The sequence below is a fragment of the Ferrovibrio xuzhouensis genome (genome assembly GCF_042648965.1).
Taxonomy (GTDB): domain Bacteria; phylum Pseudomonadota; class Alphaproteobacteria; order Ferrovibrionales; family Ferrovibrionaceae; genus Ferrovibrio; species Ferrovibrio xuzhouensis.
The window spans coordinates 744,358-764,421 of sequence record NZ_JBHRYJ010000001.1 but is presented as its reverse complement, the minus strand read 5'-3'; the positions used below and the strand labels follow the sequence as shown (position 1 = coordinate 764,421).

Annotated in this window: 21 protein-coding genes; 10 read left to right on the top strand and 11 right to left on the bottom strand. The window is 68.0% G+C overall.

The features are described 5' to 3' along the window. The first annotated feature begins 93 nt into the window (after positions 1 to 93). The 4 genes from odhB to ACFOOQ_RS03635 all read left to right on the top strand — a co-directional run bounded on the left by odhB (position 94) and on the right by ACFOOQ_RS03635 (position 4,024). A complete protein-coding gene (gene odhB, locus ACFOOQ_RS03650) occupies positions 94 to 1,320 on the top strand; it encodes a 2-oxoglutarate dehydrogenase complex dihydrolipoyllysine-residue succinyltransferase (protein WP_379721919.1) in 1,227 nt (408 codons plus the stop codon). Between the two features lie 15 nt (positions 1,321 to 1,335). Further along, positions 1,336 to 1,650: a putative quinol monooxygenase gene (locus ACFOOQ_RS03645; RefSeq protein WP_379721917.1), complete on the top strand. Its 315-nt coding sequence runs from the start codon at positions 1,336 to 1,338 to the stop codon at positions 1,648 to 1,650. Between the two features lie 19 nt (positions 1,651 to 1,669). Then, the gene (gene lpdA / locus ACFOOQ_RS03640) at positions 1,670 to 3,073 is read left to right on the top strand and encodes a dihydrolipoyl dehydrogenase (protein ID WP_379721915.1); all 1,404 of its coding nucleotides are present in this window, start codon (positions 1,670 to 1,672) and stop codon (positions 3,071 to 3,073) included. A gap of 66 nt (positions 3,074 to 3,139) precedes the next feature. After that, on the top strand, positions 3,140 to 4,024 hold the full coding sequence (locus tag ACFOOQ_RS03635) for a DMT family transporter (RefSeq protein ID WP_379721913.1): 885 nt from the start codon (positions 3,140 to 3,142) through the stop codon (positions 4,022 to 4,024). Here the strand turns inward: ACFOOQ_RS03635 and ACFOOQ_RS03630 are convergent. Then, entirely contained in the window at positions 4,021 to 4,488 is a 468-nt protein-coding gene (locus ACFOOQ_RS03630; RefSeq protein WP_379721911.1) for a GNAT family N-acetyltransferase, read from the bottom strand. The genes ACFOOQ_RS03635 and ACFOOQ_RS03630 overlap by 4 nt on opposite strands. A gap of 13 nt (positions 4,489 to 4,501) precedes the next feature. After that, positions 4,502 to 5,875 carry an alpha/beta fold hydrolase gene (locus ACFOOQ_RS03625; protein ID WP_379721909.1) on the bottom strand — a complete coding sequence of 458 codons (1,374 nt, stop codon included), beginning with the start codon at positions 5,873 to 5,875 and terminating at the stop codon, positions 4,502 to 4,504. 163 nt (positions 5,876 to 6,038) lie between these two features. Here ACFOOQ_RS03625 and ACFOOQ_RS03620 point away from each other — a divergent pair, with 163 nt between their 5' ends. The 3 genes from ACFOOQ_RS03620 (at position 6,039) to ACFOOQ_RS03610 (ending at position 8,884) form a co-directional block, all read left to right on the top strand. Beyond that, positions 6,039 to 7,262, top strand: coding sequence for an MFS transporter (locus ACFOOQ_RS03620; RefSeq protein WP_379721908.1), 1,224 nt, complete (start codon positions 6,039 to 6,041; stop codon positions 7,260 to 7,262). A 66-nt stretch (positions 7,263 to 7,328) separates the two neighbouring features. Continuing rightward, on the top strand, positions 7,329 to 7,589 hold the full coding sequence (locus tag ACFOOQ_RS03615) for a hypothetical protein (RefSeq protein ID WP_379721906.1): 261 nt from the start codon (positions 7,329 to 7,331) through the stop codon (positions 7,587 to 7,589). Positions 7,590 to 7,615: 26 nt separating this feature from the next. Continuing rightward, the gene (locus tag ACFOOQ_RS03610; protein WP_379721904.1) at positions 7,616 to 8,884 is read left to right on the top strand and encodes an amidohydrolase; all 1,269 of its coding nucleotides are present in this window, start codon (positions 7,616 to 7,618) and stop codon (positions 8,882 to 8,884) included. A 22-nt stretch (positions 8,885 to 8,906) separates the two neighbouring features. On the opposite strand, the gene ACFOOQ_RS03605 is transcribed toward ACFOOQ_RS03610, so the two are convergent. The 6 genes from ACFOOQ_RS03605 to ACFOOQ_RS03580 form a co-directional block, all read right to left on the bottom strand. Then, a complete protein-coding gene (locus ACFOOQ_RS03605) occupies positions 8,907 to 9,272 on the bottom strand; it encodes a hypothetical protein (protein ID WP_379721902.1) in 366 nt (121 codons plus the stop codon). A 32-nt stretch (positions 9,273 to 9,304) separates the two neighbouring features. Beyond that, positions 9,305 to 9,787, bottom strand: coding sequence for a DoxX family protein (locus ACFOOQ_RS03600; RefSeq protein WP_379721900.1), 483 nt, complete (start codon positions 9,785 to 9,787; stop codon positions 9,305 to 9,307). A gap of 22 nt (positions 9,788 to 9,809) precedes the next feature. Continuing rightward, the gene (locus tag ACFOOQ_RS03595) at positions 9,810 to 10,586 is read right to left on the bottom strand and encodes an HvfC/BufC N-terminal domain-containing protein (RefSeq protein ID WP_379721898.1); all 777 of its coding nucleotides are present in this window, start codon (positions 10,584 to 10,586) and stop codon (positions 9,810 to 9,812) included. Next, a complete protein-coding gene (gene bufB / locus ACFOOQ_RS03590) occupies positions 10,570 to 11,526 on the bottom strand; it encodes an MNIO family bufferin maturase (protein ID WP_379721896.1) in 957 nt (318 codons plus the stop codon). Before bufB ends, ACFOOQ_RS03595 begins: the two co-directional genes overlap by 17 nt. A 22-nt stretch (positions 11,527 to 11,548) precedes the next feature. Continuing rightward, entirely contained in the window at positions 11,549 to 11,812 is a 264-nt protein-coding gene (locus ACFOOQ_RS03585) for a BufA1 family periplasmic bufferin-type metallophore (RefSeq protein WP_379721894.1), read from the bottom strand. Positions 11,813 to 11,958: 146 nt separating this feature from the next. Further along, on the bottom strand, positions 11,959 to 12,726 hold the full coding sequence (locus ACFOOQ_RS03580; protein ID WP_379721892.1) for a DUF3750 domain-containing protein: 768 nt from the start codon (positions 12,724 to 12,726) through the stop codon (positions 11,959 to 11,961). Positions 12,727 to 12,888: 162 nt separating this feature from the next. Between ACFOOQ_RS03580 and ACFOOQ_RS03575 the strand changes: the two genes are divergently transcribed. Continuing rightward, entirely contained in the window at positions 12,889 to 14,874 is a 1,986-nt protein-coding gene (locus ACFOOQ_RS03575; protein WP_379721891.1) for a PhoX family protein, read from the top strand. A 10-nt stretch (positions 14,875 to 14,884) separates the two neighbouring features. Here ACFOOQ_RS03575 and ACFOOQ_RS03570 read toward each other — a convergent pair whose 3' ends face one another. The 3 genes from ACFOOQ_RS03570 to fsa are packed head-to-tail and all read right to left on the bottom strand — an operon-like array spanning position 14,885 to position 17,240. Beyond that, entirely contained in the window at positions 14,885 to 15,877 is a 993-nt protein-coding gene (locus ACFOOQ_RS03570; protein WP_379721889.1) for a tyrosine recombinase XerC, read from the bottom strand. Continuing rightward, positions 15,853 to 16,575: a DUF484 family protein gene (locus ACFOOQ_RS03565; protein WP_379721888.1), complete on the bottom strand. Its 723-nt coding sequence runs from the start codon at positions 16,573 to 16,575 to the stop codon at positions 15,853 to 15,855. Before ACFOOQ_RS03565 ends, ACFOOQ_RS03570 begins: the two co-directional genes overlap by 25 nt. After that, on the bottom strand, positions 16,575 to 17,240 hold the full coding sequence (fsa, locus tag ACFOOQ_RS03560; RefSeq protein WP_379721886.1) for a fructose-6-phosphate aldolase: 666 nt from the start codon (positions 17,238 to 17,240) through the stop codon (positions 16,575 to 16,577). Before fsa ends, ACFOOQ_RS03565 begins: the two co-directional genes overlap by 1 nt. 25 nt (positions 17,241 to 17,265) lie before the next feature. On the opposite strand from fsa, the gene ACFOOQ_RS03555 reads away from it, so the two are divergent. Both ACFOOQ_RS03555 and ACFOOQ_RS03550 read left to right on the top strand, forming a co-directional pair. Beyond that, positions 17,266 to 19,578 (top strand): primosomal protein N', encoded by a 2,313-nt coding sequence (locus ACFOOQ_RS03555; RefSeq protein ID WP_379721884.1) that lies wholly within the window; start codon positions 17,266 to 17,268, stop codon positions 19,576 to 19,578. A gap of 72 nt (positions 19,579 to 19,650) precedes the next feature. Then, positions 19,651 to 20,052, top strand: a complete 402-nt coding sequence (locus ACFOOQ_RS03550) for a hypothetical protein (protein WP_379721881.1) — start codon at positions 19,651 to 19,653, stop codon at positions 20,050 to 20,052. The last annotated feature ends 12 nt before the right edge of the window (positions 20,053 to 20,064 follow it).

The window sequence follows — 20,064 nt, the reverse complement described above, 5'->3', positions numbered from 1 at the left end:
GACGGCGTAAGCCGTCAGACCGTGATGACCCTGCCCCGGCGGCCAGCGCTGCCGGGGCAGCGGACAAGCCTAGGAAGATAAGGACGTAGAACTATGGCAGTCGAAATTCGTGTCCCGCAGCTGGCGGAATCGATCTCCGAAGCGACCGTCGGTGCCTGGGCCGTCAAGGCCGGCGAGGCGGTGGCCCGCGACCAGCTTCTGGTCGAGCTCGAAACCGACAAGGTGACCGTCGAGGTCAACGCGCCGGAAGCCGGCACGCTGTCCGAAATCCTTGCCGCCACCGGCGCCACCGTGCAGGTCGGCGACCTGCTCGGCTCGCTGACCGCCGGTGCCGGCGCCCCGGCCGCCAAGCCGGCGGCTGCCGCGACTCCGGCCGCTGCCCCGGCTGCCGCTCCGGCGCCCGCTGCTGCGCCGAAGGCGCCGGCCGCGGCGCCCGCCGCCGGCCAGGCCCTGCCGGCCGCCGCCAAGCTGACCGCCGAGAAGGGCGTGAATGTGTCCGGCGTCGCCGGTTCGGGCAAGGACGGTCGCGTCACCAAGGGCGACGTGATGGACCTGCTGGCCTCCGGTGGTCCGGCGCCGGCCGCGCGCCCGTCGGTTCCGGCCGGCCCGCGCAGCAATGCCGAGCGCGAAGAGCGCCAGCGCATGTCCAAGCTGCGCCAGGTGATCGCCCGCCGCCTCAAGGAGGCGCAGAACACCGCCGCCCTGCTGACCACCTTCAACGAGGTGGACATGTCGGCGCTGATGGCCGCCCGCAAGCAGTATGTCGACGGCTTCGAGAAGAAGCACGGCGTGCGCCTCGGCTTCATGTCGTTCTTCGTCAAGGCCTGCGTGCAGGCGCTGAAGGAATTCCCGGCGGTCAACGCCGAGATCGAGGGCGACGAACTCGTCTTCAAGAACTACTTCAACATCGGCTGCGCCGTCTCGACGCCGACCGGTCTGGTCGTGCCGGTGATCCGCGATGCCGACCAGCTGTCGTTCGCTGGCATCGAGAAGACGATCAGCGATCTCGGCAAGCGCGCCCGAGACGGCAAGCTCGGCATCGACGAGCTGCAGGGCGGCAGCTTCAGCATCACCAACGGCGGCGTGTTCGGCTCGCTGATGTCGACGCCGATCATCAATCCGCCGCAGTCGGCCATCCTCGGCATGCACAAGATCCAGGACCGCCCGATGGCCGTGAACGGCCAGGTGGTGATCCGCCCGATGATGTATGTCGCGCTGACCTACGACCATCGCATCGTCGACGGCCGCGAGGCGGTCAGCTTCCTGGTGCGCGTCAAGGAATGTCTCGAGGATCCGCAGCGCCTGCTGTTCGAGATGTAAGACGGAGCGGCGGCGATGATCGTCCGGGACTGGAGTACGGGTTACGCGCCCGGCCGGCTCGATGACCTCGCCGCCTTCTGCAACGACCGGCTGAAGCCGTTCTTTCGCGACCACGACGGCTGTCTCGCCTGCGTTTTCACCCATGACGACAGCGAGTGGCGCACCATCACCGTCTGGCGCGACCAGGCGGCGGTGGACGGGGTCAAGGATTCCGCGGTCTATCGCGGCCTGCTCGACGAACTGCTGGCCAGCGGCACCCTTGCTGGCGAGCAGCGCGTGCAGAAGCTGAGCGTTGCCGGCGGTGGCCTGTTCGGCCCGCTGCCATTCTGATCTTCTGGAGGTAAGTGTAATGAGCGAACAGGCTTTCGACGTCGTCATCATCGGTGCCGGTCCCGGCGGCTACACCATGGCGATCCGCTGCGCCCAGCTGGGCATGAACACCGCCATCGTGGAGAGCCGCGCGACGCTCGGCGGCACCTGCCTGAACATCGGCTGCATTCCCTCCAAGGCGCTGCTGCAGTCCTCTGAGTTCTACAGCGAGGCCGCGCACGGCTTCGCCACCCATGGCATCAAGGTCGGCAAGCTCGAGATTGATCTGCCGGCGATGATGAAGCAGAAGCAGTCGGTCGTCGACGCCACCACCAAGGGCGTCGAATTCCTGATGAAGAAGAACAAGATCACCTGGCTGAAGGGCACCGGCAAGCTGCTTGGCGGCGGCAAGGTCGAAGTCACCGGCACGGATGCCGGCACCGTCTCGGCCAGGCATATCGTGATCGCCACCGGCTCCGAGGTGATGCCGCTCAAGGGCATCGAGATCGACGAGAAGCAGGTCGTCTCGTCGACCGGGGCGCTGGAACTGGCCAAGGTGCCGAAGACCCTGGTGGTGATCGGCGGTGGCGTGATCGGCCTCGAGCTCGGCTCGGTGTGGTCGCGGCTCGGCGCCGAGGTCACCGTGGTGGAATTCCTCGACCGCATCCTGCCGACCAATGACGGCGAAGTGTCCAAGCAGATGCAGCGCATCCTCACCAAGCAGGGGATGAAGTTCAAGCTTGGCACCAAGGTCACCGCCGCCAAGTCCGGCAAGGCTGGCGTCAGCCTGACCATGGAACCGGCCGCCGGCGGCGCCGCCGAGGAGATGACCGCCGATATCGTGCTGGTCTCGATCGGCCGCCGTCCCTATACCGCGGGTCTCGGTCTCGAGGCGGCCGGCGTGCAGCTCGACGAGCGTGGCCGGGTCAAGACCGATGGCCATTTCCAGACCACGGCGGCGGGCATCTACGCCATCGGCGATGCCATCCAGGGCGCCATGCTGGCGCACAAGGCCGAGGAAGAGGGCGTCGTGCTGGCCGAGCTGCTGGCCGGCCAGAAGCCGCATATCAACTACGACGCCATTCCGGGCGTGGTCTACACCTGGCCGGAAGTCGCTTCCGTCGGCAAGACCGAGGAAGAGCTGAAGGCCGCGGGCATCGCCTACAAGACCGGCAAGTTCCCGTTTACCGCCAATGCCCGCGCGCGGGCGATGACCATGACCGACGGCTTCGTGAAGATCCTCGAGGACGACAAGACCAAGAAGGTGGTCGGCGCCCATATCATCGGCGCCGATGCCGGCCATCTGATCCAGGAACTGGTGCAGGCGATCGAGTTCGGCGCCTCGGCGGAAGACGTCTACCGTGTCTGCCACCCGCATCCGGCGCTCAGCGAGGCGGTCAAGGAAGCCGCCATGGCGCTCGATGGCCGCGCCATCAATATCTGACCGGCCGTCTGTCCGGTTGGCGAAGGGCGGCTTCAGGGCCGCCCTTTTTGCTGCGCGGAGGACGCCATGACGGATGCGGCGGCCGGATCGAAACTGCAGGCGGCGCTCTGGGTGCTGGCCGCGGCGCTCGCCTTCTCGGTGGTCTATGCCTCGGGCAAGCTGGCCGGCGGCGCGGTGCCGGCCCTGGTGATCGTCTGGGTCCGCTATCTCAGCGGCTTTGTCACCGTCTCGGCCGTCTCGCTCGTCCGCCATGGCAGCCTGCGGCCGGGCCTGGCCAGCCACAAGTTCGCCTTCCACGCCCTGCGCGCGCTCTGCGGCATCGGCGGATTGGGCTGCGCTGTCTATGCCTCGACCGCGATGCCGCTGGCCGATGCGGCGGCACTCAAGCTGCTGCAGGGCGTCTTCGTCATGGTGCTGGCGGTGCTGCTGTTGCGTGAACGGGTCTCGGCCGGGCAGGCGCTGGCCGCCGGGCTCTGTCTCGGCGGCGCCTTTGTGATTGTCACGGGCACGGCGGGGGAGATCGGGGCAGCTTCGCTGCTCGCCTCGGGCGCGGCACCGCTGGTGGCCTTGCTGGCGGCGTTTCTCGTGGCCTGCGAGACGATCCTGATCAAGTTCCTCGCCCGCACCGAAACCGCGCTCAGCATGCTGTTCCTGGTCAACGGCTTCGCGGCGCTGCTGATGACGCTGGCGCTGCCGTGGATCTGGGTGCCGCTGTCGCCGCTGCAGCTCGCACCCCTGTTCCTGCTCGGGCCGCTGGCGATCGCCGGGCAGATGTGCAACATCCGCGGCTTCCGGCTCGCCGATGCCGCCTGGCTAGCCCCCTTCGGCTACAGCTCGGTGGTCTTCGCGGCGCTGCTCGGCTGGATGTTCTTCGACCACCTGCCGGGGCTGGCGACGCTGGCCGGTACCGCACTGATCGTCGGTGGCGGCCTGCTGCTGATCCGGCGCTAGGCGGACTGGCTGCCGGGCGGCCGCAGCATGAAGAAGCGGTCGTCGCTCTGCCAGGTGGGGGCGAAACCGAAGCGGCGGTAGAGCTGCTGTGCCGGGTTGTTCTTCAGCACGGCGAGGCTGACCGGCCGGTCCATCTCGTCCCATTCGGCGCAGAACCGATTGAGCAGATGGCCGCCAAGCCCCTGGCCGCGAAACGCTGCGTCCAGGAAGAACTGTTGCAGCAGGATGGTGCTGTCATGGCCGACGATGGTGACAAAGCCGGCGGCCACCCCCTCGCACAGCACGATGGCGCTGTGCGCAGCATCATAGAGACGCGGAAAGCGCTGGCGCTGGCCGGCCTCGTCCCACGGCCGGTAAGCGGACAGATACGGCCGCAGGCCATCGGCATAGACCGACCAGACGAAATCGAGGTCGTCCGGCTGCGCCGGCCTGAGCGTGACGGAGGTCTCCAGCAGGCGCAGCACGGACGATGGCTCCTCAGTAATGCAGCTCGGCGACCGAGACGTGGTTGTCCTTCGCCGGCCAGGTCTGCACCGCGATCTGCTCGGCATTGAACGATGTGGTCACCGCACGCGGCGGCGCATCGGCCAGGCGGAGCGTCGCGGTCGAGACCGACGGCACGCCTTCGGCGATGCCCGGTGCCGGCTGGCCGTCCATCAGCACCTTGTCGCGGCCCTGCCCGAAATAGCCGCGCGGGCGGTCCAGGATCACCACGCTGCCGGCCTTGTGGTCATCCGCACTCATCTTGGCGGCGCGCAGGTGCACGATGGCCGAGGAGCGCAGGAAGGGCGAGCGGTAGATATGGGTGGTCGGCGCATCCGGCGTGGTGACGACGAATTCGTAGGTCGCCTTGGTACTGCCCGTGAATGGGCCCCAGTAGCCATCGGCGCCGGTCTCCTTGCGATGCACCATCTGGCGGCGCACGCCGGTAGCCGGATCGGTCTCCCAGATTTCCACCACGGCGCCGGCGACCGGCAGGTTGGTCGGCACGCCGCCGGGCATGTCGTTGACCTTGCCGTTCAGCACCAGGCCGGACTCGACGGTGATGCCGGTGGTGGCCGGGGCGGCGCCGGTGATGAATTCCCATACCGCGCCGAAGGCGGCCGGCGCGAAGGCGGTCTCGCGGTGGTCGAGGCCCGGCAGGATCACATTCTTGGCGCCCTTGAGTGCCGGACCGTCATAGCCCACACCGGTCGGCGTGCCGGGCATGCCGAGATACTTGCCGTCAGGCTGGGCGTATTTGTCGTTGTGGTCGCTCATCGTCGTCATCCAGGCCGGACCGGGCACGGTCTCGGTCGGCTCGTTGAGCTGGCGCAGGAACATGTAGGCGCCGTTGAACTCGTTGCCGACCAGAACCTTGTCGGAGACGATGACGCCGTGGTTCGGCGTGCCGCACAGCACCGCATGGCTGACCTTGGCGGCGCCGCCGCCGTTCTTGATGTAGTTGCGGATGGCATTGCCGCCGCGCGACGAGCCGACCAGTGCCACCTTCGGCGCGCCGGTGCGCCGCATCACTTCGGCGACGATCTGTTCCAGTTGCTCGCGCTGTTCCTCGGTCGAGGAACGCAGGCGCTGCGGCGTCGCATCGACGCTGCGCGACAGCGGGTAGGGGAAATCGACGGCGAACAGCCGGTTGCGGGCAAAGCCGTTGCTCTCCCAGCGCCAGAAGGTGGTGTGCCACAGCGCGGCGGTGTCGCCGTTGCCGTGCACGAAGACCACCGGCGGCACGGCGGCGAGATCGGCGGGGGAGGCCGGGCCGGAGGCGCAGCCGGCCAGCGGGCCGAGCGCCAGGACGCCGAGGCCGGCAGAGGCGGAACCGAGCAGGAAGGAACGGCGGTTGGGTCGCAGCATGGGATCTGTGGTCCTTGATTTTTTCTGTCCAGGGCGGCCGGGCTGGCCCGGTCCTCTGGCGGTTTAGGCGAGAAGGATGAATACTGCATGACAAGGATAGCATGTCCCCCGCCGGCGCCCACCCCCGAATCCGTCTCCCCGCAGACCGCATCCCGAGTCGATCATGTCGTCGCGTCACCTGATCCTGCTGCTATCCGGCCTCGAAGTGCTGGCCATCCTGCCCATCGCCAGCTTTCCGGCCCTGCTGACCGATTTCATCGCCGCCTGGGATCTGACCAAGACCGAGGCCGGCTGGATCGCCGGAGTCTATTATCTGGGCTACATGCTGCTGGTCACGCCGGCGGTGACGCTGACCGACCGTTTCGACGCGCGCACGGTTTTCGTGCTGGGCTGTGCCGTCACCGGCATCAGCACGCTGGCCTTCGCGGTCTTCGCCGATGGCTTCTGGTCGGGCTTCTTGCTGCGCGCCATCGGCGGTGCCGGGCAGGCGGCGGTCTATATGCCCGGCCTGCGTGCGCTGACCGACCGGCTGAAGGGCGGCGAGCAGAGCCGCGCGGTGACCTTCTACACGGCCAGCTATTCCATCGCCATCTCGCTCAGCTTCACGGTGACCGGCCTGCTGGCCGAACGCTATGGCTGGCGCATCAGCTTCGCCGTGGTCGGCATCGCCTGCCTGGTCTCGGCCGTGGCCGCCTGGGTGGCTCTGAAGCCGCAGCCGCCACAGCATGCCAACGGCCGGCCACTGTTCGCGCTGAAGCCGGTGCTGCGCAACCGCGACGCCATGGGCTACATCATCGGCTATGCGGCGCATGGCTTCGAGCTGACCGCCATGCGGGCCTGGCTGACCGCCTTCCTCGTCTTCGTGCTGGCGCGCGATGCTGCCGTGGCCGCCAGCCTGCCGAGCCCCACCGTGCTGGCGGCGATCATCACCCTGATCGGCCTGCCGGCCAGCCTGCTCGGCAACGAACTGGCGCTGAAGATCGGCCGCCGCCGCGCGCTGGTGCTGATCATGGGCATTTCCGGCCTGATGGGCCTGGTGCTCGGCTTCACGGCGGGGCTGCCGGTCTGGGCCGTGCTGGTCTACAGCGCCGTCTATTACGTGTTCATCGGCGGCGATTCCGGGGCACTCACCGCCGGCATGCTGGCAGCCGCCGAACCGGCCCATCGCGGATCGACCATGGCGGTGCATTCGGCCTTCGGTTTCGGCATCTCGGTGCTGGGGCCGCTCTGCGTCGGCCTGGCGCTCGACCAGGTCGAACATGCCGCCGGCGGCCAGAGCATTGTTACCTGGGGCATCGGGCTGGCGGTGATGGGACTGGGCGCGCTGCTCGGTCCGGTGGCCTTGCTGTGGACCGCGCGCAAGGCTGCGGCATCGCCCGGCGTATAATATACAAAACACCGATCCCTGCCCGCCGGGATTGACCGCAGGCAAACGATATACTCAAATCCCTGCATGTGCCGCTGGTGCGATACCGAAACGGACGAGACCGGGCTGTCGCCGGAACAGCGGGCGCAGCAACGCCATGTGCTGCGCCTGCTGGGCCTTGTCGAGCATCCCGATGCCCTGCCGCCGGCCGATGCGCTGCGCATCGGGCAGGAGATTCTCGCCCTGCTCGACGAGATCGACGACGCCTGCGACGACTTCCTGCTGGCCCGGCCGGGCCTGCCGCGGCTGCGCGGCGACCGGCTGTCGGCCCTGCCCATCTTCAACTGAGTCCCGCTGCAAAAAGGATTCTCCCCATGAACGTGCAGAGCAAGTCCAAGGCATCCGACAAGGCGGCCGTTCTTGAGAAGATCGACGCCCTGCTGCCCGAGCTGGAGCGCATCTACGTCGACCTGCACCAGAATCCCGAACTGTCGATGCAGGAGGTGCGCACCGCCGGCATCGCCGCCGACTGGCTGGAAAAATACGGCTTCGAGGTGCATCGCCAGATCGGCAAGACCGGCGTGGTCGGCCTGCTGAAGAACGGCGAGGGCCCCTGCATCCTGCTGCGTGCCGACATGGACGGCCTGCCGGTGAAGGAGAAGACCGGCCTCGAGTATGCCAGCAAGGCGGCCGGCACCGACCGCTTCGGCCAGTCGGTGTCGATCATGCACGCCTGTGCCCATGACATGCATGTCACCTGGCTGATGGCGGCGAGCCGCCTGCTGTCGGAGTCGCGCGAACTGTGGCGCGGCACGGTGATGGCGGTGTTCCAGCCGGCCGAGGAAATCGGCGCCGGCGCGGCCGCCATGCTGGCCGACGGCATGGTGAAGAAATTCCCCAAGCCGACGGTATCGCTGGGCCAGCATCTGATCCCGCAGCCGGCCGGGCAGATCTGCTACCGCCCCGGCATCGCCATGTCGGCGGCCGACAGCTGGGAAGTGAAAATGGTCGGCCGCGGCGCCCATGGCTCGCAGCCGCAGAACAGCATCGATCCGGTGGTGATGGCCTCGGCCACCGTGATGCGCCTGCAGACCGTGGTCTCGCGCGAAGTGGCGATGGCCGACAATGCGGTGGTCACCGTCGGCACCATCCAGTCTGGCTTCAACGAGAATGTGATCCCCGACGAGGCCCTGCTGCGCCTGAACATCCGCACCTTCAAGGAAGCCGTGCGCAGCCGCGTGCTCGAGTCGGTCAAGCGCATCATCGAGGCCGAGGCGACCGCGTCCGGCGCGCCGAAGATGCCGGAGATCCGCGAGATCAGCCGCTTCCCGCTCACGGTCAACGATGAGGCGGCGATGGCGAAAACCGTGGGCGCCATGGGTGCGCATTTCGGCGCGGCGCGCCTGACCGAGATGGATCCCCTGTCGGGCAGCGAGGATTTCGGCCTGTTCGGCACCGCCTGGGGCGTGCCGTCGGTGTTCTGGTGGGTCGGCGGCACCGATCCGGCCAGGCTCGCCGCGGCCCAGAGCGGCGGCGAACCGATCCCGGTCAACCACTCGCCGTTCTTCGCGCCGGTGATCCACCCGACGCTGAAGACCGGCGTCGAGACCCTGCTGCTGGCCGCCTTCGCCTGGCTGGATTAGGCCGGTTCAGGCAGCGCCGGTATTACCAGTCCCATTTACCGTGTTCGACGAGGACGTCCTTGCCGCCCTTGGTCACCCAGAGGGTGCCGTCTTCCAACGCCTGATAGACGTAATCGCCTGACCGGAATTCGTAGCCGAGGAAACGGCTGGGTGTGCCGTCCGCCGAATAAGTATGCAGTGTCTCCCCCTTCAAGGTGATGCGGCTGCCGTTCTTCTTCGAGACGCCCGTGTACGTCACGTCGTCGCAACTGACGACGCCTTCCTCGCAGTTGTTCTTGATGGTCACCGTGAAGGACGGCGTCTCCAGGGTCCCGACGTACCCAGCGTAGGCCGGGGAAAAAACGGCGAGCGTCAGCAGCGCGGCCAGGGGCGGGATGATTCTACGCATGGCGATGCTCCGCTCCTGGAACTTCGGGTCGGCTAGCCGATAAGGCGGCTGCGGACCAGGCCGTCCAGCGAGACCGGCCCGGCGCCGCGCGTCAGCACCAGCGCCAGTGCGCCGGCCCAGAACAGGTGGTCGGGCCAGTTGCCGGGATAGACGAAGACCTGGATCACAAAGGTCATGCCGAGCAGGGCGGCGGCGGCGAAGCGGCTGGCGAAGCCGACCACCAGCAGCGCCGACATCGACAGTTCGGTGATCGCCGCCAGCCAGGCGGCCAGCACATGCGGCAGCAGCGGCACCGTGTATTCGCTTTCGAACAGCGACAGTGCGCCGTCGGTGACCTGCAGCGGCAGCAGCGGCCAGTTGCCGGACTCGGTGGTGACTACCTTGGTCAGGCCGGATTTCCAGAACACCATGGCGATGCCGATCCGCACCATCAGCAGGATCAGCGGCATCGGAAACCGGGCCAGCAGGTCGGTCAGGCGGATCCAGAGGGAGGCAATCCCGGTCTGTCGGGTCATCGGTTCGGTCCAGTCGCGGTTGTCAGGAAGGGTCGGATAACGGGGCGGCCTGCACGAAGATGCTGCTGTCGAGCATCCAGGTGAAACTGCCGGCGAAATCGAAGGCGTCGTCGGCGGCTGCGGCGGCCAGCGCCGCCGTGCCGAGCGGATCGCCGGCGGCGAGATGGGCGAGGAACTGGTCCTCGCCGGGCTCGAGCTTGCGCCAGCAGACATCGATCTCCTGCCGCCAGATCAGCAGCCGTTCGCCGCCATCGGTCAGCACGATGCGGTCGACCGGCTCGGCATCGGGCTGATGCACCTGCCAGATCTGGGTGATTGGAAACGGCGTCGACAGGCGCTGGGCCGAGGGATGCAGCGGAAAGCGCATGCGGCCGACCGCATCGGGATCGGGCAGGTCCTCGGGCCGCAGCAGGGCGGCATCCTCGGCGTGATAGGCGACATTCAGCGCCCATTCGAAGGCGGCGACATCGGGCAGGTAGTTATGGCCGCCGAGGTCGGGCAGTGCGGCCAGGAAGGTGGGGAAGCCGGCGCCATACTGCGCCACCACCGGGCTGCGCGGCGGCTCGAAGATCAGGAAGGCGCGGGCGGTCTGGGCGAAGAAGGCCTCGCCGACCAGCGCGCGGGTCACCGGGAAGGTGCCGGCCAGCGCATCCAGCAGGCTGACGCGGAAATGGTTGGCGTAAATCTGCACGCGACCCTCGGCCGGGATCGCGTCGCCGATCACCTTTTCGGCGATGCTGTGCAACGAGCCGGTCAGCGCGGCGGCGAATTCCCGCTGGCGGTCAAGCAGCGCGTTCATCGGACGGGTCCGGGGCGGAATCGGGTGTTGCCGCACTGAGCGCGGCGGCGCGGCGGCGGTCGGCATGGGCGGCCTCGGCCACCAGATGGTCGAGCGGCGGGATGTTGCTATCCCATTCCAGCAGGGTGACGGCACGCGGAAAGCGGCGCACGGCGGCGGCGTAGAGGTCCCAGACCGGCTCGGCGACCAGCCCGCCATGATCGTCGATCAGGATCAGGCGGCCATCGGCGTCATTCTCGGCATGGCCGGCCAGGTGGATCTCGCCGACGATGCCGTCCGGCAGGCTGTCGAGATAGGCGGCAGCCACTGCCGGGGCGGCTTCCAGCCCGACATGGTTGACGCTGGAGACGTAGATGTTGTTGACGTCGCAGAGCATGGCGCAGCCGCTGCGTTCGACCAGCCGGCTGAGGAATTCCGCCTCGGCGATCTGGCTTTCGCGGAAGCGCAGATAGGTCGCCGGATTCTCGATCAGGATCGACCGCTGCAGGCGGTCCTGCACGATGCCGACATTGCGGCAGACATGGTCGAGGCTGTCGGCGGTATAGGGCAGCGGCAGCAGGTCGTTGTAATAGCGGCCGTCGACGCCGACCCAGGCGAGATGCTCGGAAACCAATGCCGGCTGCAGCCAGTCGACCAGCGTCGCCAGCCGGTCGAGATGGCCGGCATCCGGCGGTTCGCTGCCGCCGAGCCCGAGGCCGACGCCATGCACCGAGATGGGCCAGAGCGCGCGGGCCTGTTCGAGATAATGCCGCGGCGCGCCGCCGCCCATGTAGTTTTCGGCGTGAATCTCCAGCCAGCCAATGGCCGGCCGGGTCTCCAGCAGGGCGTGATGGTGCGGCGCGCGCAGGCCGATTCCGGCCCGCTCCGGCGACGGCCGCGGCGCAATCTGCGCGGTGGCCTCGGCCGGCTGGCGGGATGGCATCGGAGCCTGATCGGTCATGCGCGCGCCGCCCTCACGTGGCTTAGCTCTTCTTCGACTCGAGGCTGCCGCCGACGATCTTGACGCAGGTGCCGGTCGGCACCGCCAGCCAGGCATCGGTCTGGCCGTCCTTCTTTGAGGTGCCGGCGCAGGACGAGGTGGCGGTCTGGCAGTCGTTCTTGCCGGCCTTGGCAACGCCGAAGCATTTCTCGGTCTTGCTCTGGGCCTGGGCGGCGCCGGACAGCGCACCAATGGCCAGCGCGGCGGCAACGGCAGAGGCGGCAAGATAGGCGGTGTTGCGGTTCATGAGAGGCTCCTGATGGATGTGTCGTCGATACTGCCGCCCCGGTGTATGGCCCGGCGCGGCATGCAGTATGGCTAACACGTCCGGCGCGGATGCAGTGTAACACCCCGGTGTATCAGGTCGATGCATGGATAACGCATCTGTGAAGCTCAACCGGTGGTTTCGCCGGGCGCGAGCGGCAGCCCGAGCCGGCCGAGGCCCGGCAATTTCACCGCCGGATGCAGGATATCGATCCCGATGGTCAGGCCGAGCAGGTTCAGCTCCAGTCCCTCGCGCATGGCCACGGTAACGCCGGCGAGACCGAACAGCGAGACCTGCCAGCCGGTGCCGCTCGGCGCCGGGGCGAGCAGGCGGCCGGTGCCGAGCCAGTCCTTGCCGATGGCGGTCGGCGGCAGCTGCAGGCCGAGTTCGGGAAGCTCACGGGCGACATGCGCCGTGAAGCTGTTCGAATTGGGGCCGGGCCAGGTGATGTAATCCTCACGGTCGGCGTAGCCTGCCGCCGCTGCCGCGATCCGCGGGATCAGCGCCGCGGCGGCCGGGCCGCGGATGTCGCGCAGCAGGGCGGGCGGGTTGCCGGCCCAGTAGCCATCGGGAATCCGGTTGCTGACCCGCAGCGCCGGCCGGCCCCAGCCGACCACCTCATAGCGGGTATACTGCCGGGCGCCGGCGGGCTTTGCGACGATCCAGGTGTGCACGGCAAAGACGCCGCGCCAGCCCCACAGCCGGGCGGCATAGACCTGCACCACGGCATCCGGCGTGATGGCGGGATCGGGGGCGAGGCCGGTGCTGTCCCAGCGGCTGGCCGACCAGTGCGGATGCTCCTGGGTGGCGACCGACACGCCGCTGGCCAGCAGCGGCAGGGTCACCAGCAGGGCCAGCAGGATCAGGACACGGCGCAGAATCCGGCGGTGCGTCATGGTCGTCTCGGTCGGCGGCGGGCGGGGCGGCGCCAGTATGACAGGAACGGCCATCGGGGCAAAGCAGAGGGCAGCTGGGGGCAGAGCATAATTGTCATAATCCAAGGCTAGCATGGCGCCGCGCGACTCAGCTGCGCGCGATTGCTTACTCCGGAGCCCCCCATGACGACCCAGACCGCAAAACCGACCACCGCCCCGCGGACCGCCTCGCGCCGTGATGCCCTGAAGATGGTCGCCAGCATCCCGCTGCTGCCCGTCGCCTCCTCGCTGATGGCCGGCTCGGCCGGCCTGCTGGTCGCGACCGGCGCCATGGCCAAGACGGCGGCGAAGGCGGCACATTTCGTCTCGATGCCGGCACCGGGTCTCGACAATCCGGCTGCCATGGCATCGACCACGGTCGGCTCCAGCATGGCGGTCACCTATGCGGACGGCAGCACGAAAGCCTTCCAGCTTGCCTATCAGCCGTTCTTCGTCACCGGCCAGATGGTGCCGGACGGCAAGGGCGGCCTGGTGCTTGCCGGCGGCTATTACGACATCGCCGGCAAGCCGATCCTCGATGCCTCGTCGCCGCAGCCGACCAAGCCGCAGTTCTTCTCCGACTGCCCGGACGGCATGAGCCTGATCAAGCTGGCCAAGCCGGCCGTCAAGGGCGTGCACGGCAATACGGTTTTCGCCGTGGTGCAGTTCGAATACACCAGCGAGAATGCCGCCGGCGCGAACATGTATGCCCAGCTGCCCTCGCCGGTCGCCGTACTCACGCTGGACCAGGACAAGGCCAGCGGCCACCTCAAGCTGGTGAAATATTCGGTCGTCGATACCTCGTCGGTGCATGGCCTGTGGATCACCTGCGGCGCCAGCCTGTCGCCGTGGGGGACCCATCTGTCGAGCGAGGAATACGAACCCGACGCAGCCGCCGTCGCCGGCGACAAGCGCTTCCACGGCTTCAGCCAGAATCTCTACGGCGATCCGCAGAAGGCCAATCCTTATCATTACGGCCACCTGCCGGAAATCACCGTGCATGCCGATGGCACCGGCAGCATCAAGAAGCATTTCTGCATGGGCCGCATCTCGCACGAGCTGGTGCAGATGATGCCGGACGAACGCACCGCGCTGATGGGAGACGATGCCACCAACGGCGGCCTGTTCATGTTCGTGGCCGACAAGGCCCGTGACCTCAGCGCCGGCACGCTCTATGTGGCGAAATGGCATCAGAAGACGGCCGCCAATGGCGGTTCGGCGGACCTGAGCTGGATCAAGCTCGGCCATGCCACCAGCGCCGAGATCCGGGCGCTGGCCGACAGGCTGACCATTGCCGATATCGCCGATGTGAAGACGGCCGATCCGCAGGATGCCGGCTATACGAAGATTCCGTTCGGCGGCAAGCCGAACTGGGTGAAGTTCAAGCCGGGCCAGGAGAAGGCCGCCGCCTTCCTCGAAACCCACCGCTATGCGGCGTTCAAGGGCGGCAGCCTCGGCTTCACCAAGATGGAAGGCACCACCGTCAACGTGAAGGACAAGATCGCCTATTCGGCGATGAGCTATATCCAGAAGGCGATGACCGACGGTTCCGGCGGCATCTCGGTCGAAGGGCCAAATGCCGGTGCCGTCTATGCCCATACGCTGCGTGGTGGCCAGAAGGACGATGCCGGTGCCGCGATCCACAGCGAGTGGGTGCCGGTGCATATGGCCGCCGTGCCCGAACTGGTCGGCGAGGACCTGAAGGCGCCGGATGCGCTCGGCAACCTTGCCCATCCGGACAGGATCGGCAATCCGGACAACATCAAGTTCTCCGAGAAGCTGCGCACTTTGTTCATCGGCGAGGACAGTGGCCTGCACGTCAACAACTTCCTGTGGGCCTTCAACGTCGACACCAGGCAGCTGTCGCGCATCATGTCGGCGCCGTCCGGCGCGGAATCGACCGGCCTGCAGGCGGCCGACGACATCAACGGCTTCACCTACATCATGAGCAACTTCCAGCATGCCGCCGACTGGGAGCTGAAGAAGGCCGCCGATGGCAAGGTCACCGGCGGCCTGCATGTGAAGGTCTACGAGACGCTCGATCCGATCATCCGCGCCAATTACGCCGATGCCCGGGGCAAGCTCGGCGGCGCGGTCGGCTATCTCACCGGCCTGCCGGCGGCGAGCTGATCATCTGGGACTAGACGCCCGCCCGCGCCCGCGGGTGGGCGTTTTTATAGACGTTGAGCAGGGCCTCGGCATCCACCTCGGTATAGCGCTGGGTGGTGGCCAGCGAGGCATGGCCAAGCAGTTCCTGGATAGTGCGCAGGTCGCCGCCGGCGGCCAGCAGATGCGTGGCGAAGCTGTGCCGCAGCGCATGGGGCGTTGCCGTTTCAGGCAGACCCAATGCCCGGCGCGCGTCGCGCATCGCCTTCTGCACGATGGCGGGATCGAGCCGCTTGCCGCGCGCGCCGTAGAACAGCGGCGTGCCGGCGGCGATCGGCCAGGGACAGAGCTTCACGTAAGTCGCGATCGCGTCGCGCACGACAGGCAGGATGGGCACGATGCGCTGTTTGTTGCCCTTGCCGGTGACGGTCAGGCTGTCGCCCTGCGGACTCTGGTCGCCGTTGAGGCCCAGCGCCTCGCCGAGCCGCAGGCCGGCGCCCCACAGCAGGGTCAGGATCGCCGTATCACGCGCCTGCAGCCAGGGCGCGGCATCGGCACTGTCGACCGTCTCGATCATCTGTTCGGCGGCGGCGACGCTGAGCGGCTTGGGCAGGCTGTGCGGCCGTTTCGGCGTGCGGATCAGGTTGGCGGCGGCATTGTCGACCAGCCCGTCGCGCTGCAGGCGGCGGAAAAAACTGCGCACGGCACTGAGGCTGCGCGCCAGCGAGGTGGCGGCGAGGCCGTCGTTGCGCCGGCGGCTCAGGTAGGCGCGGAAATCACTCTGGCGCAGGCCGCGCAGGTCGTCGAGCGTGGCGGCATTGCCGAGGTGCTCGGCCAGGAAGGCGAGGAAGCCGGCGAGGTCCTGGCCGTAGGCGCGCAAGGTATGCAAGGCGAAGCGTTTTTCCTTCTTCAGCCAGCGATACCAGGCTTCGGCGGCCGCCTTCACATCGTCGGCGGCGAGGAAGAACGGCAGGCGTTCTTCTTCTGCTGTCGTGCCGTCGGTCAGGGCTGCGGCAGGTCGAGCCATGCGCGCACCGAACGGCCGAGCACGCCGGCGAGGAACTGCAGCAGCTCGGTGCCCTGGTTGGGTTGGAACTTGTCGGCCTCGCGCGAACCGAGCGCCAGCATGGCCTGCGGCGCGGTCGGGCCGAAATCGAGCCGCGCCAGCGCATCTGAACGCACCAGGCTGGCGGCCGGGCCGTAGAGCCACTCGGCGGCCTCGGTCTGGTCGCGGGCCAGCGCCGGCAGGGCGCCGAGCAGGGTGTCGATGGCGCCGTTCGGCAGTATGACGACGCCGCCGGTGGCGATCTCCTGCATGCGCTCGGGGTCGCCCTCGACGCAGAGGCTGATGACATCGACCTCCAGCAGGTCGGTCCAGTCCTGGGTCGCCATGTGGATCATATGCTCGAAGTTTCCGGCCTCGAGCAGCATGAGCACGGCGGCATGCACGCGCTGGGTCGCCGACAGGTTCTGCCGGCTGGCATCCAGCAGTTCGTTGCCGACATTGGAGGCGCGCGCCAGCGCGCCCTGCAGGCGCTGTACCATGAAGCGCTGCAGGTCGACGACATTGTCGCCGCTGCGGCGTTCCGGCGGCTGCAGGATGTCGCACAGATCGGGATGACGCAGCAGCAGGTCGGGATGCTGTTTCAGCCAGGCCACCACTTCGGCCTCGTGGAGCGAGACGAGATCGGCCGGGGCGGCGGCCGGTGCGCTGTGGTCGGCCATCAGTTGCCTCCGAGGATGCTCTGGCCGGTCTTCTTCCAGTCGGCCAGGAAGGCGTCGAGCCCCTTGTCGGTCAGCGGATGTTTCACCAGGGCCTTGAGCACGGCAGGCGGCACGGTGCAGACATCGGCGCCGAGCTTGGCGGCCTCGATCACATGCATCGGGTGGCGGATGCTGGCGACCAGCACCTCGGTCTGGAAATCGGAGTAGTTGTTGTAGATCTGCACGATGTCGGCGATCAGGGCCATGCCGTCATGGCCGATATCGTCGAGCCGGCCGACGAAGGGCGAGATGAAGCTGGCGCCGGCCTTGGCGGCGAGGATCGCCTGGGCGGGCGAGAAGCACAGCGTGACGTTGACCATGATGCCGTCGTCGCTGAGCACCTTGCAGGTCTTCAGCCCGTCCATGGTCAGCGGCACCTTCACCGCGATATTGGTGGCGATGCCGGCCAGCTTGCGGCCCTCGGCCAGCATGGTCTCGTGGTCGGTGGCGGTCACCTCGGCCGAGACCGGGCCTTTCACCAGCCGGCAGATTTCCTTCACCGTGGCGACGAAATCCTTGCCGGTCTTGGCTACCAGCGACGGATTGGTGGTGACGCCATCCAGCAGGCCGGTGTCGTTCAGCTCGGTAATCTCGGCAATATCGGCCGTATCGACGAAAAATTTCATAGGGTTAAGCTCCGTGGGCGATGACATGGCTGCCCGAATCGGTCGCGATGCTATATGCACATGGTTAACATTATCCGATCCCCTCCGGCCCTGCCACCGTAACGCGCCCTTGACATCCGCTCCTTCCGATACCGGCACCCCCAAAGACAGCGGCCCCCTCAAAGACAGGGGCCTCGTCCGGGTCCTGCTGCCGCTGCCGCTGGCCGAGCCGTTCAGCTACCGGCCGGGTCCTGCTGCGCCGCTGGCGCCCGGCGATATCGTCGAGGTGCCGTTCGGTACCCGGGTGCTGCTCGGCGTGGTCTGGGACGGCGCCGCCGAGCCGCTGCCGCCGGGCAAGGTGGCAAAGGCGGTGCTGCGCCGCTGCGACGCGCCGCCATTGGGCACGGCCCTACGCCGGCTGGTCGACTGGGTGGCGGGCTATACGCTCAATCCGACCGGTGCGGTGCTCAAGATGTGCCTGCCGGAGCCGCGCGCCCTGATCGAGGCGCCGCCGGAACGCCAGGTGCTGTCGCTGGGCGCCGCCGTCGAGATGCGGCCGAGCGAACAGCGCGACCGCGTGCTGCGGGTTGCCGGCGCGCAGCCGGGGCTCAGTGCCACCGAACTGGCCGAGGCCGCCGCCGTGTCGCCGGCGGTGGTGCGCAAGCTGGTCGAACTCGGCGCGCTGGCGGCCACCGCGGTGCCGGCGTTTCGTGCCCCGCCGCCGCCCGACTGGCAGCGGCCGGGCCGCCAGCTCAATACCGCCCAGGCCGAGGCGGCCGCCGCGCTGTGTGCCGCCGTGGACGCGCGCGATTTCTCGGTGACCCTGCTCGAAGGCGTCACCGGGGCCGGCAAGACCGAGGTCTATTACGAGGCCATCGCCGCGGCGCTGAAGCTGGGCCGCCAGGCGCTGGTGCTGCTGCCCGAAATCGCGCTGACCCAGCAGTCGCTCGACCGCTTCGAACAGCGCTTCGGCGCGCCGGCCTGGGCCTGGCATTCGGAAATGACCGAAGCCCGCCGCGCCGCGACCTTGCGGGCGATCAGTCGCGGTGAGGCGAAGGTGGTGATTGGCGCGCGGTCGGCGCTGTTCCTGCCCTATGCCGATCTCGGGCTCGTCGTCGTCGACGAGGAGCATGACGGCTCCTACAAGCAGGAAGAGGGCGTGATCTACAACGCCCGCGACATGGCGGTGGTGCGCGGCAAGCTGGAAGGCATCGCCGTGGTGCTCGCCTCGGCGACGCCGTCGCTGGAAAGCCTGCATAACGTGGCGCGCCGGCGCTATGCCCATGCCGTGCTGCCGCAGCGCCATGGCGATGCCGTGCTGCCGGCGGTATCGGTGATCGACATGCGCAAGGAAAAGCTGCCGGCGCAGCGCTTCCTCTCTCCCGCCCTGGTCACCGCGCTGGCCGGCACCATTGCCAGCGGCGAGCAGGCCATGCTGTTCCTCAATCGTCGCGGCTATGCGCCGCTGACGCTCTGCGGTGCCTGCGGCCATCGCCTCGAATGTCCGAACTGTGCGGCCTGGCTGGTCGAGCATCGCCGCCACGGCCGCCTGCAATGCCACCATTGCGGTCATCAGCAAAGCCTGCCCAGGGCCTGCCCGGCCTGCGGTGCCGAGGGCCATTTCAAGGCCTGCGGCCCCGGCGTCGAGCGGCTGGCGGAAGAAGCCGCCGCGCTGTTCCCCGAGGCGCGGCTGGCAGTGATGGCGTCGGATACCGCGAACACGCCGCGCCAGATCTCCGACATGCTGGAACGGATGGAAAGCGGCGGGATCGACATCCTGATCGGTACCCAGATCGTCGCCAAGGGTCATCACTTCCCATTGCTGACGCTGGTCGGTGTGATCGATGCCGATCTCGGCCTGGCCGGCGGCGATCCGCGCGCCGCCGAACGGACCCACCAGCTGCTGACCCAGGTCTCCGGCCGTGCCGGCCGCGCCGAACATCCCGGTCGCGTGCTGCTGCAGAGCTTCATGCCCGAGCATCCGGTGATCGCCGCGCTCAGCCGCCATGACGGCGCCGGCTTCATCGCCGCCGAGATGGCCGAACGCCAGCGCGCCTTGATGCCGCCGTTCGGCCGGCTGGCGGCGATCATTGTCAGCGGCGCCGACCAGGGCGCCGTGCAGGCCGCCGCCCGCGACCTTGCCCGCACGGCGCCGCGCGGCGAGGGCCGCAGCCTGCAGGTGCTGGGCCCGGCACCGGCGCCGCTGCATTACCTGCGCGGCCGGTTCCGCGAACGGCTGCTGCTGCGGGCGGCGCGGGATGTCGATGTGCCTGCCGTGCTGCGCGAATGGCTGGCAAAAACAAAACTACCGTCAGGTGTAAAACGCGCCGTGGATGTCGATCCCTATAGCTTTCTCTGAAGCCAGCCCCGATAACTTCCGCGCGTACAGGACCCTGCGTGGGGTGTGGGTCCTGGCCGGGTGGAGGGGAAAATGGTGGGACGTGTCGCGCGCCTTGCGGTGCTGGGTTTTGTGCTGCTGGCGCTGCCGCTGGCAGGCTGCAACGAGGAAGAGGCGGCGCCCGACAAGCGCATCACCGGCCTCAGCAATTTCCAGTCCTTCATCCGCAATACCGGCGGCCTGAAAAGCCTTAACACCTACATCAAGCGGCGGCCCGAAATCCTCTCGGAAGAGAGTATCGGCGTGCTCTATGACGGTGCCCGCACCGAGGGCGAGGTGATGCGCTTCAAGGATAAGCAGCTCGCCAAGGAGATGCTGCCGGCCCTGCAGGCGGTGCGCCGCCGGCTTGGTGAGAGCGAAAACTGCTCGCTGCGCGGCTATTTCATCGCCTGCGGCGAGGAAAAATTCGTCGACGTCTTCCGCAAGTGGCAGTAACGGCGCCGTCCG

Excerpts from the sequence above, each read along its gene's own strand:
- ACFOOQ_RS03565 (WP_379721888.1), bottom strand. The coding sequence starts at position 16,575 with ATGGCCGACCACAGCGCACCGGCCGCCGCCCCGGCCGATCTCGTCTCG.
- bufB (WP_379721896.1), bottom strand. The coding sequence starts at position 11,526 with ATGACCGATCAGGCTCCGATGCCATCCCGCCAGCCGGCCGAGGCCACC.
- ACFOOQ_RS03625 (WP_379721909.1), bottom strand. The coding sequence starts at position 5,875 with ATGCTGCGACCCAACCGCCGTTCCTTCCTGCTCGGTTCCGCCTCTGCC.
- ACFOOQ_RS03645 (WP_379721917.1), top strand. The coding sequence starts at position 1,336 with ATGATCGTCCGGGACTGGAGTACGGGTTACGCGCCCGGCCGGCTCGAT.
- ACFOOQ_RS03575 (WP_379721891.1), top strand. The coding sequence starts at position 12,889 with ATGACGACCCAGACCGCAAAACCGACCACCGCCCCGCGGACCGCCTCG.
- ACFOOQ_RS03635 (WP_379721913.1), top strand. The coding sequence starts at position 3,140 with ATGACGGATGCGGCGGCCGGATCGAAACTGCAGGCGGCGCTCTGGGTG.
- ACFOOQ_RS03620 (WP_379721908.1), top strand. The coding sequence starts at position 6,039 with ATGTCGTCGCGTCACCTGATCCTGCTGCTATCCGGCCTCGAAGTGCTG.
- ACFOOQ_RS03600 (WP_379721900.1), bottom strand. The coding sequence starts at position 9,787 with ATGACCCGACAGACCGGGATTGCCTCCCTCTGGATCCGCCTGACCGAC.
- fsa (WP_379721886.1), bottom strand. The coding sequence starts at position 17,240 with ATGAAATTTTTCGTCGATACGGCCGATATTGCCGAGATTACCGAGCTG.
- lpdA (WP_379721915.1), top strand. The coding sequence starts at position 1,670 with ATGAGCGAACAGGCTTTCGACGTCGTCATCATCGGTGCCGGTCCCGGC.
- ACFOOQ_RS03550 (WP_379721881.1), top strand. The coding sequence starts at position 19,651 with ATGGTGGGACGTGTCGCGCGCCTTGCGGTGCTGGGTTTTGTGCTGCTG.
- odhB (WP_379721919.1), top strand. The coding sequence starts at position 94 with ATGGCAGTCGAAATTCGTGTCCCGCAGCTGGCGGAATCGATCTCCGAA.
- ACFOOQ_RS03595 (WP_379721898.1), bottom strand. The coding sequence starts at position 10,586 with ATGAACGCGCTGCTTGACCGCCAGCGGGAATTCGCCGCCGCGCTGACC.
- ACFOOQ_RS03605 (WP_379721902.1), bottom strand. The coding sequence starts at position 9,272 with ATGCGTAGAATCATCCCGCCCCTGGCCGCGCTGCTGACGCTCGCCGTT.
- ACFOOQ_RS03570 (WP_379721889.1), bottom strand. The coding sequence starts at position 15,877 with ATGGCTCGACCTGCCGCAGCCCTGACCGACGGCACGACAGCAGAAGAA.
- ACFOOQ_RS03610 (WP_379721904.1), top strand. The coding sequence starts at position 7,616 with ATGAACGTGCAGAGCAAGTCCAAGGCATCCGACAAGGCGGCCGTTCTT.
- ACFOOQ_RS03555 (WP_379721884.1), top strand. The coding sequence starts at position 17,266 with ATGGCTGCCCGAATCGGTCGCGATGCTATATGCACATGGTTAACATTA.
- ACFOOQ_RS03615 (WP_379721906.1), top strand. The coding sequence starts at position 7,329 with ATGTGCCGCTGGTGCGATACCGAAACGGACGAGACCGGGCTGTCGCCG.
- ACFOOQ_RS03585 (WP_379721894.1), bottom strand. The coding sequence starts at position 11,812 with ATGAACCGCAACACCGCCTATCTTGCCGCCTCTGCCGTTGCCGCCGCG.
- ACFOOQ_RS03580 (WP_379721892.1), bottom strand. The coding sequence starts at position 12,726 with ATGACGCACCGCCGGATTCTGCGCCGTGTCCTGATCCTGCTGGCCCTG.